At 66.1% G+C, this 14,377-nt stretch carries 11 protein-coding genes and 1 other RNA gene; 8 read left to right on the plus strand and 4 right to left on the minus strand.

Annotated elements, in window-relative coordinates; all coding sequences use genetic code 11:
• The first annotated feature begins 438 nt into the window (after positions 1-438).
• The gene (gene mutM, locus QRM89_RS13390) at positions 439-1,254 is read left to right on the plus strand and encodes a bifunctional DNA-formamidopyrimidine glycosylase/DNA-(apurinic or apyrimidinic site) lyase (protein ID WP_115573890.1); all 816 of its coding nucleotides are present in this window, start codon (positions 439-441) and stop codon (positions 1,252-1,254) included.
• Positions 1,255-1,462: 208 nt separating this feature from the next.
• Here the strand turns inward: mutM and QRM89_RS13395 are convergent.
• Positions 1,463-1,537: non-coding RNA, sX9 sRNA (locus QRM89_RS13395), on the minus strand.
• Between the two features lie 349 nt (positions 1,538-1,886).
• Between QRM89_RS13395 and QRM89_RS13400 the strand changes: the two genes are divergently transcribed.
• Both QRM89_RS13400 and QRM89_RS13405 read left to right on the plus strand, forming a co-directional pair.
• Positions 1,887-3,005, plus strand: a complete 1,119-nt coding sequence (locus QRM89_RS13400) for a DUF4380 domain-containing protein (RefSeq protein WP_285448229.1) — start codon at positions 1,887-1,889, stop codon at positions 3,003-3,005.
• A 72-nt stretch (positions 3,006-3,077) separates the two neighbouring features.
• On the plus strand, positions 3,078-4,679 hold the full coding sequence (locus QRM89_RS13405) for a glucan biosynthesis protein D (protein WP_285448230.1): 1,602 nt from the start codon (positions 3,078-3,080) through the stop codon (positions 4,677-4,679).
• Positions 4,680-4,705: 26 nt separating this feature from the next.
• Here the strand turns inward: QRM89_RS13405 and QRM89_RS13410 are convergent, their stop codons facing one another.
• Complete coding sequence (locus tag QRM89_RS13410; RefSeq protein ID WP_011270100.1) at positions 4,706-5,953, minus strand: GAF domain-containing protein; 1,248 nt, start codon at positions 5,951-5,953, stop codon at positions 4,706-4,708.
• A gap of 309 nt (positions 5,954-6,262) precedes the next feature.
• A complete protein-coding gene (locus QRM89_RS13415) occupies positions 6,263-6,892 on the minus strand; it encodes a thymidine kinase (RefSeq protein WP_115007868.1) in 630 nt (209 codons plus the stop codon).
• A gap of 132 nt (positions 6,893-7,024) precedes the next feature.
• On the opposite strand from QRM89_RS13415, the gene rep reads away from it, so the two are divergent.
• From rep to QRM89_RS13430, 3 genes are all read left to right on the plus strand, one after another.
• On the plus strand, positions 7,025-9,001 hold the full coding sequence (gene rep, locus QRM89_RS13420) for a DNA helicase Rep (RefSeq protein ID WP_076040308.1): 1,977 nt from the start codon (positions 7,025-7,027) through the stop codon (positions 8,999-9,001).
• Between the two features lie 414 nt (positions 9,002-9,415).
• Positions 9,416-9,964: a GNAT family N-acetyltransferase gene (locus QRM89_RS13425; protein WP_285448231.1), complete on the plus strand. Its 549-nt coding sequence runs from the start codon at positions 9,416-9,418 to the stop codon at positions 9,962-9,964.
• 50 nt (positions 9,965-10,014) lie between these two features.
• Positions 10,015-11,049 carry a DUF4272 domain-containing protein gene (locus QRM89_RS13430; RefSeq protein WP_161960406.1) on the plus strand — a complete coding sequence of 345 codons (1,035 nt, stop codon included), beginning with the start codon at positions 10,015-10,017 and terminating at the stop codon, positions 11,047-11,049.
• 246 nt (positions 11,050-11,295) lie between these two features.
• On the opposite strand, the gene QRM89_RS13435 is transcribed toward QRM89_RS13430, so the two are convergent.
• On the minus strand, positions 11,296-11,964 hold the full coding sequence (locus tag QRM89_RS13435; protein ID WP_285448232.1) for a DUF480 domain-containing protein: 669 nt from the start codon (positions 11,962-11,964) through the stop codon (positions 11,296-11,298).
• A gap of 368 nt (positions 11,965-12,332) precedes the next feature.
• Here QRM89_RS13435 and QRM89_RS13440 point away from each other — a divergent pair, with 368 nt between their 5' ends.
• A complete protein-coding gene (locus QRM89_RS13440; RefSeq protein ID WP_285448233.1) occupies positions 12,333-13,289 on the plus strand; it encodes a 5'-nucleotidase, lipoprotein e(P4) family in 957 nt (318 codons plus the stop codon).
• Positions 13,286-14,017, plus strand: coding sequence for an orotidine-5'-phosphate decarboxylase (gene pyrF, locus QRM89_RS13445; protein ID WP_285448234.1), 732 nt, complete (start codon positions 13,286-13,288; stop codon positions 14,015-14,017). Before QRM89_RS13440 ends, pyrF begins: the two co-directional genes overlap by 4 nt.
• Positions 14,018-14,377 lie beyond the last annotated feature (360 nt).

Raw genomic sequence — 14,377 nt, forward strand, 5'->3', positions numbered from 1 at the left:
CGCGGTCCTAGCGATTTAATGCGGACTCGGCTTGGACACGCTCGCTTTGGCGTTGTCGTTGGCGACTAGGGTCTCCAACTAACTGCCCTAGCGGAGAGGCTGCCTGAATCGACCGTTTCTAAGCCGCTTTGCTGCTCAGCCTGGCGTTATACGTAAGCGCTATGCGTAAAGATCTTGGCCTCTTCGGCACCGGGTAATAGGCATTTACTGCACTCTGCTGCAGAGACGAGTGGTGCGCTTAGTCAGATGCCATGTCTAAGTACATTTCTGCAGTAGCCGCCACGTGTCTAGATCACTTGGCAGGGCCGGTAGGCGGCTGAAATCTGCTGCTGCATTCGGGGACCCAGATCCGCTCATACCGCCACAGCATTTGTGTTTGCCTGCCTGCACCACCATGTGGTGTGCTCCGGTCTGTTGCCGTGTGTCGAGTCGATCTGCATGCCTGAGCTTCCCGAAGTCGAAACCACCTTACGTGGGCTGGCCCCGCACTTGGTGGGGCAACGCATCCATGGCGTGATCCTGCGGCGGCCTGACCTGCGGTGGCCGATCGCAGAGCAGATCGAACAGTTGCTGCCAGGCGCCACGATTACCGATGTGCGTCGGCGGGCGAAGTATCTGCTGATGGATACCAACGCAGGCGGCAGTGCAGTGCTGCATTTGGGGATGTCGGGCAGCCTGCGGGTTTTGCCGGGCGATACGCCACCACGCGCGCACGACCATGTGGATATCAGCCTGCAGAATGGGCGCGTCCTGCGGTTCAATGACCCACGGCGCTTTGGTTGCCTGTTATGGCAGCGCGATGGCGAAACGCATGAGCTGCTGGCCAGCCTTGGGCCCGAACCATTATCTGGTGCATTTACTGGCGATTATCTGCACGCATTGGCCCGCGGTCGCCGTGCGGCGGTCAAGACGTTCCTGATGGACCAGGCGGTGGTGGTCGGCGTTGGCAATATCTATGCGGCAGAAAGCCTGCATCGCGCAGGAATCAGCCCGCTGCGGGAGGCTGGCAAGGTGTCGCGGGAGCGCTATCGGCGGCTGGCGGATGCGGTGAAGGAAATCCTCGCCTATGCAATTCAGCGCGGTGGAACCACGCTGCGCGATTTCATCAGCCCGGACGGCGCGCCCGGTTATTTCGAGCAGGAATTGATGGTGTATGGCCGCGAAGGCGAAGCCTGCAAACACTGCGGTCGCGAGTTGAAGCACGCCACAATCGGCCAACGCGCCACGGTGTGGTGTGCGGCTTGCCAGCGCTAGCTGCCTTTCAAATACATACAGTGCGACGGAGCCAAGCGTCACTTCGTAAGCAGCTACATGCTGCTTAAACGTCGCCGCTTCGCCTCTTCCTGAAATCTGTCGAATCATCTACTGCATCCACCATGCCACTTTGTAAGCCGCTACCTGCGGCATAGACAGAGCAGCATGGCTTCCAGCTAACGCCTGTCTGTATCACGCGGCTAAGAGCGGCTGACAAAACGTAGCGAGCAGTCGTCAGGTGGGTGCGGACGGCGCGGAGGAACCGGAGTGTACGTAGGTACATGCCGATTCCGAGCACCAGCCGCGCCCGCCTGAAGGCTGCGCAGTCGTTTTGATAGCTGCTCTAAGTTCACCACTGCCACGTTGTAAGTCGCGATCCGCAGCGTAGACACAGCGGCTCCCAGCTGAGGCCTGTTGGCATTCGCCAAACGCATTCCACCGCATCACTTTGTAAAACCGCCAGTCTCTGCATAGATGTGCAGCGGCGCTTCCATCTGATGCGTATCGGCATCGCGTCTACGTTTCGCATTATTCGGTGCTTTGCCAGTTGCACCTGCAGACATCGGCAGCGCTCGCTCCTGCAGCGTACTTGCTGGTGTGCAGCGCACCAGCGCGCCACAATTGGCTGATCGATGGATGCGGAGTTGGGCATGGCGAAGGTGGTGCGCTTTCCTGTGGTGGCGGTCATGGCGGGACTGCTCGTATTGCCCTCTGCGGGCAGCCGCGCAGACACTGCAGCGCGTAAGACGCCCCCCGCCATCGAACGCCTCACGCTCGGTAACGAGGTGATCGAAGTGACGGCCACGCCGTCGTTTGGTGGGCGGATCCTGGCGTTTCAGCTGCGGGGCCAGCCGAGCGTACTCAAGCTCGGTGCGGCGGTGGAACAGCAGCCGGCACCGCAGGTGTCCGCCACTGCAGGCGATATCGCCTACCTGGGGCATGACGTCTGGGTTGGCCCGCAAAGCCACTGGTGGCTGCATCAACAGGCCAATCCACAGCGCAAGGCAGCAGGCGCAGTGTGGCCGCCGGACCCGTATCTCTCGCTGGCGACGACGCGGGCCACAACACACGACGCGACGCAGCTAGTGATGGACAGCGTGCCCAGCCCGGTGACCGGCGTGCAACTGCGCAAGCGTGTGGCCCTGTCGCCTTTGCGCCCGGACACCATCGACGTGCAGGCCAGCGCACGCAACATCCGCACCGAGCCGCTCAGCTGGGATCTGTGGTTCAACACACGTGTGGCTGCAGATACGCGGGTGTTCGTGCCGGTGGCGGACGCGGCCGATCTACGCCTGCAACCACCCAGCGATCCCGGTACCGTCGCGCCGCGTTATCAGCTTGAAGGTGGCCTGTTCGTCTTGAGTGCCGACAGGCGCGCGGACACGTTGATCCAGCGCGGCAAGCTGCTGCTGCAGCCGTCCGCTGGCTGGATGGCTGGTTTTGCCGGCACGCAGGTGTTGGTGATTCGCTTTGCGCACCAGCCGAAGGCGCGTATCCATCCCGAACAAGGACAGGTGGAACTGTATCTGGACGCGCCCCCGCAGCACCCCGAACACGGTCTGCTGGAAATGGAGGTGCACGCGCCGTATCGCACGCTCGCGCCCGGTGCCGACATGCAGGCGCAGGAGCAATGGACGCTGCTGCGCTATACCGGGCCCAACGAGCGGCAGGCGCAGCGGCAATTCCTGTGCAGCAAGGCGCAGGAGCTTGCGTTGACTAATGCCTGCGCCGGTTCGCCTGCGGTGCCCTGAGTAGCGCATAACGTCTGTGCCGGGCGTTGGTGTGGCTATGATGTAGCCCACACCACCGATCAGATCCAGCGCATGCAACGACGCCACTTCCTGAAGAATGCCGCCGCCGCCCTGGCTGCGCTCGGTTTGCCGGCGCTGCCGCAGTGGGCGCTGGCGGCCAAGGCAGTGGGGCTGCGTCGCCTGGGCCAGCCACAGCCGTTCGATTATGCGTGGCTCAAGGGCCAGGCGCGTGCATTGGCCAAGGCGCCCTACAAAAGCCACAAGCAGGTGTTGCCTGGCCCGCTGGAATCCTTGAACTGGGATCAGTACCAGTCGATCCGCTACCGCCAGGATCACGCGTTGTGGGCCGACGGCAACGGCAAGTTCCAGGCGAAGTTCTTCCATCTGGGCCTGTACTTCCACACCCCGGTGCACATCTACGACATCGTCGACGGCAAGGCGCAGCAGCTGGCGTACGACCCGGCGGCGTTCGATTACGGCCGCAGTGGCCTGGGTGGCAAACAGTTGCCCAAGGATCTGGGGTTTGCCGGCTTCCGGCTCAACACGCGCAAGGATACCGACCGCGATTTCTCTGCGTTCCTGGGGGCGAGCTACTTCCGTGCGGTAGGCAAGGAAGGCCAGTACGGGCAATCGGCACGCGGGCTGGCGATCGATACCGGCACCGGTGGGCCGGAAGAATTTCCCGATTTCATCGCCTATTACCTGGAACAACCGGCCGACGACTCGGACACGGTGGTGGTCTACGGCTTGCTGGATTCGCCCAGCGTGTCCGGCGCGTACCGCTTTGCCATCACCAATGGCGAGGTACTGGTGATGGATATCGACAGTGCGTTGTATCCGCGCAAGGCGATCGAGCGGCTGGGCATCGGCCCGTGCACGAGCATGTACCAGACCGGCGAGAACGACCGCCGCATGGACTGGGACTGGCGCCCGGAAATCCACGATACCGATGGCCTGGCGATGTGGACCGGCGGCGGCGAGTGGATCTGGCGGCCGCTATGCAATCCGCCGCACCTGCGGTTCAACATGTTCGTTGACGAGAACCCGCGCGGCTTTGGCCTGCTGCAGCGTGATCGCAATTTCGATCATTACCAGGACGACGGCGTGTTCTACGAGAAGCGCCCGTGCCTGTGGGTGGAGCCCAAGAGCGGCTGGGGCAAGGGCTCGGTGCAGTTGGTGGAGATCCCCACCGTGGACGAGACCTTCGACAACATCGTGGCGTTCTGGAACCCGCAGGCCAAGCCGCAGCCGGGGCAGGAACTATTGATGGGGTACCGCTTGTACTGGGGTGCGCACCCGCCGGCCAGTTCGCCGCTGGCGCATTGCGTGGCCACGCGCACCGGGCTGGGCGGCATCGTGGGCCAGAAACGCAGCCATTTCTCCTGGCGCTTTGCGGTGGATTTTGCCGGCGGTGAACTGGCTGCGCTTGCAAAGGACCCCAAGGCCAAGGTCGAAGCGGTGCTGCAGGTGTCGCGCGGCACCACCGAGATCGTCTCGGCGCGGCCGCTGCATGAGCTCAAGGGCTACCGGGCGATGTTCGACCTGGTGCCGCCGGATGAGGGCACCCAGCAGATCGACATCCGTCTGTTCCTGCGCGCCAACGGTAAGCCGTTGACCGAAACCTGGCTGTACCAGTGGACGCCGCCGCCGGCGAACGAACGCAAGATCTACTGACCTGCGTTGCCCGGACCTGGCCGCGCTTAGGCCGGGGTCGAGCGGTTGTCGACCAGCTGCATCCGCGCACGTGGGCGCTGGCAGGCCAGCTCCACGTGGAAGCAGGTGCCGTCCTTGCCACTGGTGATGCGCAGCTCGCCCTGATGGGCCTGTGCGATCTGTGCGGCCATGTGCAGGCCCAGGTCGACCTCGGGTAGGGCACGCCCGGCGGTATGCACATGCGTGGAGGCGTGCAGGACGTCCAGCCGACGTGGTTCGATGCCGTCCAGGTTGCAGACTTCGATGCGCAGCCGGCCCTGTTCGGTAACTGCGATGGCCTTGATCAGCGAACTCTGCTGGCCTTGCACCACCGCGTTGATCATCAGGCTGCCGAACATCTGCGCCAGCCGGATGGCATCGCCATGCACCGGTTCGTCGATGGCCACGTGCGCGGAAAGCACCTGGTTGGGATAAGCGGCGCGGGTTTCGTCCACCACCTGCGACAGCGCATCGAGCAGATCGCTGCCATTGCCGTAGTCCAGCTGCAGCCAGTCGCGTTCGATGCCGCGGGCGAAATCACTGGCGAAGTCGATCAATTCCTCCATGCGCCGCAGGCTGCGCTGCAGCGAGCGGATGGCGCCGCCCTGGCGCTGGCTGAGTTGGTCGATGGACAGCATGTCCACCACCGCGTGCATCGATTGCAGCGGGTTGCGCAAGTCGTGGCCGAGGATGCCGATGAACTCTTCGCGCAGCCGCGCCGAGGCGCCGACGCGTCCGAGTTCGCTGCGCGCCTGTCGCGATTCCAGCGCGCTCTGTTCGGCGCGGAGTTCGGCCTGGATCTGCGCGCCCAGCAATTGCGCGAGCAGTTCGATCTTCTCTACCAGCGGCGCATCCATCACCCGCGGCTCCGGGTCCAGCGCGCACAAGGTGCCGAACACGCTGCCGTCGTCGAGACGGATCGGCACCGACACATAGCTTTCGAAGCCATACAACTTGGGCGAGGGATGGTCGCGGTAGACCGGGTGCTGCGAGGCATGGCCAAACGACACCGCCTGGTTACGCAGGCGCACGCCATCGCAGAACGTGGTGGCCAGTGGCAGTTCGTCGCCGGGTTGTAGACCGAAGGCGAGCGTGTCCTGCACCTGGCAGGTGACCCAGCGCGCATCGGTGACCCGGGCGACCGCGGCAAAGCGCATGCCGGTGAGGCGGGTGAGGATGGTCAGCACATCGGGGACCGACGACAGCCGGCCGACACGCGCGACATCGGCGTGCAATTCGGGAGGAAGCTGACCCATGCGTTTCTTCCCGGACCGTGATGGGCGCAGTTTACAGGAGCCCGGTTGCGTCCGGTTGTGAGAGCGCGGCGTTGTCGGCGCAATCGCGTGTGGTGGTCCGACGATCGGTATAACGCGCTGATACAGCGGTATGTCGCCTGCTGATGGCAGCTGCCAATGCTGCGGTGTGGAGCCTGCACGCGCGCCTGCATCGGCCAGCGGCAGCGCGGAAAGGCGATCGCCGCCAGCAAGGTTGCAGACCTCGTGTCCCTGTCCAATGCGCCACGACGCTCGGCACCCGCCGGCGTGCGCGTCGTGGCGAAGCGCGACTTACGCCGGCGGCAACGGCAACGCGATCTGCAGCGGGTCGATCCGGCCTTCGCCACGCATGATCTTCTTGAACTCGGCGCGGCTGACCGAGACGTAGCGCTCGTTGCCGCCGATCTCCACCTGCGGGCCGTCCTGCACCGCATGCCCCTGTGCGTCCACGCGCACGGTCATGGTGGCCTTGCTGCCGCTGTGACAGATGGTCTTGATCTCTTCCAGCTCATCGGCCCAGGCCAGCAGGAACTGGCTGCCTTCGAACAGCTCGCCGCGGAAATCGGTCCGCAACCCGTAGCAGAGCACCGGGATGCGCAGGCGGTCGACCACCTCGCTCAGCTGCCAGACCTGCGCGCGGCTGAGGAACTGCGCCTCGTCGACCAGCACGCAGTGCAGCGGGCCGTGCGCGGCAATGTCGTGCTCGATCAGCTGCAGCAATTCGGTCTGGCGGTCAAAGGTCTGCCCCTCGGCGCGCAAGCCGATGCGCGAGGCGACCACGCCGCTGCCGGCACGGTGATCGAGCTTGGGCGTGAGGATGGACGTGCGCATGCCCCGCTCGCGGTAGTTGTGCGCCGACTGCAGCAAGGTGGTGGTCTTCCCGGCATTCATTGCCGAGTAGTAGAAATAGAGCTTGGCCATCGGGGGATTTTACCGGGCCGGGCCAGCGGCTGCCGGGTCAGGTGCGCAGGGCGCCGTGCAGCTGCATGAACCGGCCGCGGCGGACCGCCCGCAGCCGCGCCGGTACAATGGCCCGCTCTGTTGGAAGTCCCTATGCACGGTCTCAATCCCCCGCAAAGCGCTGCCGTCCTGCACTGCGAAGGTCCCCTGTTGGTGCTGGCCGGTGCCGGCAGCGGCAAGACGCGCGTGATCGTGGAGAAGATCGCGCATCTGATCGCCATCGGCCGCTATCCGGCCAAGCGCATCGCCGCGATCACCTTCACCAACAAGTCGGCCAAGGAAATGCGCGAGCGTGTGGCCAAGCGTATCCGTGGCGACGGGGCCGACGGGCTGACCATCTGCACCTTCCACGCGCTGGGGTTGAAGTTCCTGCAGATCGAGCATGCTGCGGCCGGGTTGAAGCGCGGGTTTTCGATCTTCGATTCCGACGATGCGGCCGCGCAGATCAAGGACCTGATGCATGGGGCCAAGCCCGATGCGATCGAGGACGCCAAGAACCTGATTTCGCGGGCCAAGAACGCCGGCATGTCGCCCGAGCAGGCGATGGCCGCGGCGCGCAGCAACCGCGAGAAGGAAGCGGCCAGCCTGTATGAGCGCTACCAGGCGCGGCTGACCACCTTCAACGCGGTGGACTTCGACGACCTGATCCGCCTGCCGGTGCAGATCCTGGAGGCCAACGAAGAGATCGTGATGGGCTGGCGCGAACGCATCGGCTATCTGCTGGTCGACGAGTGCCAGGACACCAACGATGCGCAGTACCGGTTGCTGAAGATGCTGGCCGGGCCGCGCGGCAACTTCACCTGCGTGGGCGACGACGACCAGAGCATCTACGCCTGGCGTGGCGCCAACCCGGAAAACCTGCAGCAGATGGGGCGCGACTACCCGGCGCTGGAAATCATCAAGCTGGAGCAGAACTACCGTTGCTCCAACCGCGTGCTGCGTGCGGCCAATGCCTTGATCGCGCACAACCCGCACGAGCACTTGAAGACGCTGTGGAGCGACCAGGCCGACGGTGAGCGCATTCGCGTGTGGGAGTGCCGCGACAGCGAGCACGAAGCAGAAAAGGTCGCCGCCGAGATTTCGTTCCTGGGCACGGCCAAGCAGGTGCCGTGGAGCGATTTCTGCATCCTGTTCCGTGGCAACTTCCAGTCGCGGCCACTGGAAAAGGCGCTGCAGTTGCTGCGTGTGCCGTACCACCTCACCGGCGGCACCGCGTTCTTGGAGCGGCAGGAGGTCAAGGACCTGCTGTCGTGGCTGCGGTTGATCGTCAATCCGGACGATGACGCGGCATTCCTGCGTGCGGTGCAGTCGCCCAAGCGCGAAGTGGGGGCGACCTCGCTCGCGCGCCTGGCCGAATTGGCCAGCGGCAAGTCGGTGCCGATGTCGCGTGCGGCCGAATCGATGGGCGCCTTGCAGCATCTGCCGCCACGTGCGGCCAACGGCCTGAGCGCGTTCACCGACATCCTGCGCGAGTTGCGCCAGCACGCCACCAGCATGCCGGCGGGCGAGTTGGTGCGCTTGCTGGCCGACAAGTCCGGCCTGCTCAACGACCTGCGCAATCAGTCCAAGGACGAAGCCGGGTTCCAGCGCCGCAAGCGCAACCTCGACGAGCTGGCCGAATGGTTCGAAGGCGGCCCGCGCGGCGCCAGCGCCAGCGATCTGGCGGCGCAGTTGGCGTTGCTGTCGCGCAACGACAAGGACGACGGCGGCAACCAGGTGCGCATGATGACCATGCACGCGTCCAAGGGCCTGGAATTCCGCTACGTGTTCATCGTTGGCTGCGAGGACGGCGTGCTGCCGCACGAGGTCAGCCTGGAAGAAGGCAACCTGCAGGAAGAGCGGCGCCTGTTGTACGTGGGCATCACCCGCGCCAAGCAGCAGTTGTGGATGAGCTACAGCAAGTTGACGCGCAAGTTCGGCGAGCATGTGCGACTGAAGCCGAGCCGGTTCTTTGACGAGATTCCGGCGGCCGAACTGCAACGCGACGGCGCCGACCCGGTGGCCGATGCCGAACGCAAGAAGGAACGCGCCAATGCGGGGCTGGCAGCGATCCAGGCGTTGTTTGACTAACGCACGCTGACAACACGTGCGTGTGAGAGGCGGTAAGTCGCTGGTCGGCGCCGATGCGCATCGTTTGCACGATGAGTCCCTGGGGGTTTCAAGCAGCGAGCTGATGCGCTGTGTTTGCGCGTGCTGCAGGCGTCTGGAATCCCGCAGCATGTGGTCGCATGCGTGCTGCGGCGGACGCCTTCTCAACCATGGCAACGATGCAGGCACTCTCGGTCGTGCGCATAGCACGCGATCGCGGTGCGCAGCGTGCCAACTGCAACGAGTGGACCGAGGTGTGCAGCAATTGTCGTGTGGCATTTGTTGATGCTTATCGCCAGGCGGTTTTGCCTTGCAAGTAAACGCCTGCCACCCCACGACGCTGCGCCCGCACAGGCTTGCCAGTGAGGCATCTGCACGGCAGGCTGGGTGTTCCTGATGTCGGAGCACACCGTGACCGTGGTGATCGAAACCCCGCGCCTGCGCTTGCGGACGCTTGATGCGGAGCGCGACGCCGACGCAATGCTGGCGTTGGTCAACGACCCCGCCTTCATCGCCGGCATCAACGATCGTGGCGTACGGACCCGCGAGCAGGCGCGCGCGTACCTGCGCGAGTGGGCGCAGGCGCATCAGGAGCGCCACGGGTTCGCGCACTGGGCGGTTGAAACGCGTGACGAAGGCGCCTTCGCAGGCACCCTGGGGTTGTTGTGCCGCGACACCTTGCCGGTACCGCATATCGGCTTTGCGCTGCTGCCGGATTATCGCGGCAAGGGCTATGTGCGCGAGGCCGGGCATGCCGTGCTGCGGTATGCGCGCGATGTGCTGCAGCTGCCGCAGCTGTGCGCGATCGTGTCGCCCGACAACAGCGAGTCGATCCGTGCGCTGGAACAACTCGGGCTGCAGCGGCAGGGGCTGCGCGTGCTGAGTCCGGGCACCGAGGGGGTGCTGTATTACGTGATCGATCTTGGCCCTGGCGTGGACAGCTGAGCTGGCCTGCGGCACGCTGCCGGCCTGTCTTGCCGCCAAAAGGACGCGTCATGCCGTTGTTGGTCAATGCCTATTCCACGCTGCGCGATCCCGTGTGGCCGGATTTTCTGCCGCAGGCTGCGGTGCAGCACCGCGACCACACCGACCCGGAGTTGACCAACCATCTGCACGGGTTTGTCGGCTATGTGAGCCAGGCCGGCGATGGCCAGATGACGCAGGCGCGCTACCACCTGATGCGTCACGTACAGCGGGTGCGCCAGCAGTTCACCTTCGAGGTGGACGATGCCGCCTTCGGTGCGTTGGCCACGTGGGCCGAGCAGGCCAACGCGGTGTGCTTCCTGGCCGATGGCAGCGTGCGCGACCCGCACGGGCACGTGCTGCTGAGCCAGGGCGAGCCGCCGCTCGATGACGATGCGCAGGTGCCGTATCCGCCGGACGCGCTGGAGCGCCGCGCGCGGCAGCAGGACCAGTTGGCCGCGCTGGGCATCCGCGTGCCGCCCAGCCTGCCACCGGTGCCCGGTGAGGCCGAAGCCCGGGTGCGCGATGCCACAGCCGTGGCCGAGCGCATGCGCGCGCTGTTTGCGGTGGCGCTGCGTGCAGAGATCCTCGCCGCAGGCGATCCACCGCCGTCGCTTGCCGAAATGGGCGCGCGGCTGCCGGGCCTGGCGGCAGCGCTGTCACCGCAGGAGCTGGAATTTTTCGAGCAGGCCCAGCCGGATCCGCAGCAGCTGGCCAACTTCGGCTGGCGCTACGAAAGCCTGGCGACGCTGCAATGGGCGGCGGGCATGACCGACACGCTGCCGCTGCCAACCGATCTGTGCGATGTGCCGGGCGTGGCCCGGCGCGCGCTGGAGCACGCCGAGGCGCACACGCCGCCGGTGCTGGCGTTGCGCCCGCTGCCGGAGCTGCTGGATGCGCTGGACCGGCACCTGCGCCTGCACTGGGCAGTGCGCCAGGCCGGGCAGTCCAAGCAGCCGGTGCCCGCCGGCGTCGTGCCCGGCGTGGTCTACGAGCGGCACTACGCGCTCAACTGGCTGCTGCATTTCGAAGATGCAGCCTGGGACGAAGTGGATACGCCGACCTGAGGGCGTGTTCTGCGGGTAGCGGCTTGGCACGGCGCCGCTACAACGCCCCGCTGGCACTCCGTCGCGCGTGCCGGCTGGAGCGCGGCAAGCAGTTTGGCCGTCTGATGCGGGCTGGTGCGCAGGTATCCGAATCCGCCTGACACTCTCGGGCAAGCGGAATTGGAAACAGCCAGGGCTGCCTTTCCAGCAACCCACAAGCGGCCAGGCCCGCTACTCGCTCAGGTGGACCCAAAAGAGCGGCTGCGCTCAGGCGCCAGCCGCATCCAGGCGTGCCTGTAGCGCGCTCAGCGCGTCCTGCAGCTCGGCCACGGTGGTTTCCAGGCCGAGCACGCGGGCTTCCAGCTCGCTGCTGTCGGCGCCGCTGCGTGCGCTCGGCGCCGCACGCGCGGCGGCGGCCTGCAGCGCCTCGAGGTCCAGCTCGCCGCTGAGCAGATGCGCGTAGCGGTCTTCGCGCTGGCCACTGGCGCGCGGCAGCTGCACGGCCAGGCCCCGCTGGATCAGCCGTTCCAGGTGATGGCGCACATCGTCGCTGTCGTTGAAGCGGGCCAGCCGCTCGCTACGCGCAAACAGCTCGCCCAGCGTCTGCGGGCCACGCAACAGCAGCAGGCCGATGACCGCGACCTGTTGCCGGGTCAGGTCCAGTGCGCTGCCCAGCCTGTGTTCGTACCGCTCGGCCCGCGAGGAAAACTGCTGGCGCACCAGGCCCAGGGTTTCCAGCTGGCGCAGCGCGTGATGCACCACGCCGGTCTGCAGGGTGAGCACCGGCTCGCGCGCGGTCTTCTGGTTGGCAGCCACCTGGGCGGCATTGACGGTGAGCGGGTAGGCGTCCGGCGTGGTCGCTTCCTTCTCGATCAGGCAGCCGAGCACGCGGGCCTGGGCGGTATCGAGAACGGGCGTGGGCAATGTCTCTGTCATGCGGCGACTCCTGGGCGATCAGCCCGCAAGGATATGCCGATCCCGTGCCGGCGTTTTGCGCCTCGTTCGCCGCGACGCTGCCGCCTTGCAGGGCCGTGCGGTGCATCATGGTTGCGTCAGCCGCCGCTGTTCGTGCACCCGGCGGCGTCAGCGCGCGTATGGATAGCGGGAGATGGCAGAAGGCCTGCGCACGCTGCGGGCCGCATGCCAACCAGGCGCACCGTGGTTGGAAGCGAGAGATCGCCTCGCCGCCTGCACACCGCAAGACCCACCCGACACGAGGGGTGGCGCGCACGCTGCAGCCGCGGAGCAGGGCGCCACCACGCGAACCGGCTAAAATTGCGCGCTTCATTGCCGTTCCTGTCCTGGTGGATGCCATGCGCCCCTCGCTTCACACACCGATGTCCCTGCTTGCCTGCGCCGTGCTGGCGCTGTCGGCCTGCAAGCCCACTCATGAAGCGACGGCGCAGCGCGCGCAAGCCGCTGCCGTGTCTGCCAATGCCGCCGCCAGCGCTGCTGCGGCCAAGCCGGCGGCAACAGCCGGCGCACCCGCCGGCGATGACAACCTCAATGCGGTGCTGTGGATGCAGCGTTCGGAGGAATACCGCGCCGTGGCCGAGCAGACCTACCGCGCCGCAGCCGAGACCCTCGACGCCGCGCTCAAGCAGCCCAACTGGGACGCGCTGGTGCCCGAAGAACGCGGCAATGCCGCCACCGGCCTGAAGCCGGCGGTGGTGCTGGATGTGGACGAGACCGTGCTGGACAACTCGCCGTACCAGGCGCGCCTGGTGCGCGATGGCAAGGAGTACGACGAACTGAGCTGGGACCAGTGGGTGGCCGAAAAGAAGGCCAAGCCGATCCCGGGCGTGGTCGATTTCGCCAAGGCGGCCAACGCCCGCGGCATCACCCTGATCTACATCTCCAACCGCGCCGTGCACCTCAAGGACGCCACCCTGGCCAATCTGCGCAGCGCCGGGCTGCCGGTGGCCGATGACAGCGTCTTCCTGGGCCTGGGCACGGTGGTGCCCGGCTGCGAGCAGAACGGCAGCGAGAAGAATTGCCGCCGCCGCCTGGCCGGCGAGAAGTACCGCGTGCTGATGCAGTTCGGTGATCAGCTCGGCGACTTCGTGCAGGTCAGCGCCAACACCAGCCAGGCCCGTGGCGCGTTGCTGCAGCACTACCACGACTGGTTCGGCGAGCGCTGGTGGATGCTGCCCAACCCCAGCTACGGTGGCTGGGAGCCGGCCCAGTTCAACAACGATTATTCGCAACCCTGGCAGACCCGCCACGACGCCAAGCGCGCCGCACTGGAGCTCGCACGATGAACCGTCCCCCGTTACCGCTGGCCGCGCACGAGCGGCTGATCTTTGCGCTGGATGTGCCCGGCCATGACGAGGCCATCGCCTGGGTGGACCGTTTGGGCGAGTCGGTGGCGTTCTACAAGATCGGCATGGAATTGCTGGCGTCGGGCGAGTACTTCCACGTGCTCGATGCGCTGGCCAAGCGCAACAAGCGCGTGTTCGTCGACCTGAAGTTCTTCGACATTCCCGCCACCGTCGCCGGCACCATTCGCCGCCTGTCGCAATGGCCGGTGAGCTATTGCACAGTGCACGGCTGGCACGCCGGCATGCTCGAAGCCGCCGCTGCGGCCAACCAGGGCGACATGCGCCTGCTCGCAGTGACCGTGCTGACCTCGATGGGCCGGCCGGACCTGGCCGCGATGGGCATCGACCGCGAGCCGGTGGACGTGGTGGTGGAGCGCGCGCTGGCCGCCCAAGCCGCCGGCATTGACGGCGTCATCGCCTCCGGCCAGGAAGCGGGCATGATCCGCCGCGCCACCGGCCCGGCCTTTTCGATCGTCTGCCCCGGCATCCGCCCCGGCGGCCCGGTTGGCGACGACCAGCAGCGCACCGTGGGCGTGGCGCAGGCCTTCGCCGATGGCGCCGATGCGATCGTGGTCGGCCGCCCGATCCGCCTGGCCCACGACCCCGCCGCCGCCGCCGCCGCCATCCAGGCCGAAATCCGCGCGGCCGTGGTGCAGCACCGGGATTGAGGCTGCCGCGCGGCACATTCGGCGCCTAACAAAATCAAGTAGTTAGGAGCTCATCTTTAAAGTGTTGCTTTAACGTTAAAGTCGACGTACGATGCCGGCGTCCGATGTCAGTCGGAAGTTGTGCCACGCATTGTCCACCGGGCTTGTCCCGGTTTTTGAAGGGATCGGGCCTTGTGCCCGATCCTTTTTTTTGACCGGTGGCCGGGCGGCCGCCAGCGATCAAGCCAGGCCACGTGGGAACTGCAGCCCAAATCATCGCGCCTCGGGTACGCCCACGCCGCGCTGCTCGCTGGCGGCAAGCCATGCAGGGCGCGGGCAGCTTCGGGATGATCTCAAGCCCGCACGGACCGGAGCTGCTGT

Source organism: Xanthomonas sp. LMC-A-07 (assembly GCF_030208825.1).
GTDB classification, from domain to species: domain Bacteria; phylum Pseudomonadota; class Gammaproteobacteria; order Xanthomonadales; family Xanthomonadaceae; genus Xanthomonas; species Xanthomonas campestris.

Coding starts and splice junctions, on each gene's coding strand:
- mutM (WP_115573890.1), top strand. CDS start 439: ATGCCTGAGCTTCCCGAAGTCGAAACCACCTTACGTGGGCTGGCCCCG.
- QRM89_RS13400 (WP_285448229.1), top strand. CDS start 1,887: ATGGATGCGGAGTTGGGCATGGCGAAGGTGGTGCGCTTTCCTGTGGTG.
- QRM89_RS13405 (WP_285448230.1), top strand. CDS start 3,078: ATGCAACGACGCCACTTCCTGAAGAATGCCGCCGCCGCCCTGGCTGCG.
- QRM89_RS13410 (WP_011270100.1), bottom strand. CDS start 5,953: ATGGGTCAGCTTCCTCCCGAATTGCACGCCGATGTCGCGCGTGTCGGC.
- QRM89_RS13415 (WP_115007868.1), bottom strand. CDS start 6,892: ATGGCCAAGCTCTATTTCTACTACTCGGCAATGAATGCCGGGAAGACC.
- rep (WP_076040308.1), top strand. CDS start 7,025: ATGCACGGTCTCAATCCCCCGCAAAGCGCTGCCGTCCTGCACTGCGAA.
- QRM89_RS13425 (WP_285448231.1), top strand. CDS start 9,416: ATGTCGGAGCACACCGTGACCGTGGTGATCGAAACCCCGCGCCTGCGC.
- QRM89_RS13430 (WP_161960406.1), top strand. CDS start 10,015: ATGCCGTTGTTGGTCAATGCCTATTCCACGCTGCGCGATCCCGTGTGG.
- QRM89_RS13435 (WP_285448232.1), bottom strand. CDS start 11,964: ATGACAGAGACATTGCCCACGCCCGTTCTCGATACCGCCCAGGCCCGC.
- pyrF (WP_285448234.1), top strand. CDS start 13,286: ATGAACCGTCCCCCGTTACCGCTGGCCGCGCACGAGCGGCTGATCTTT.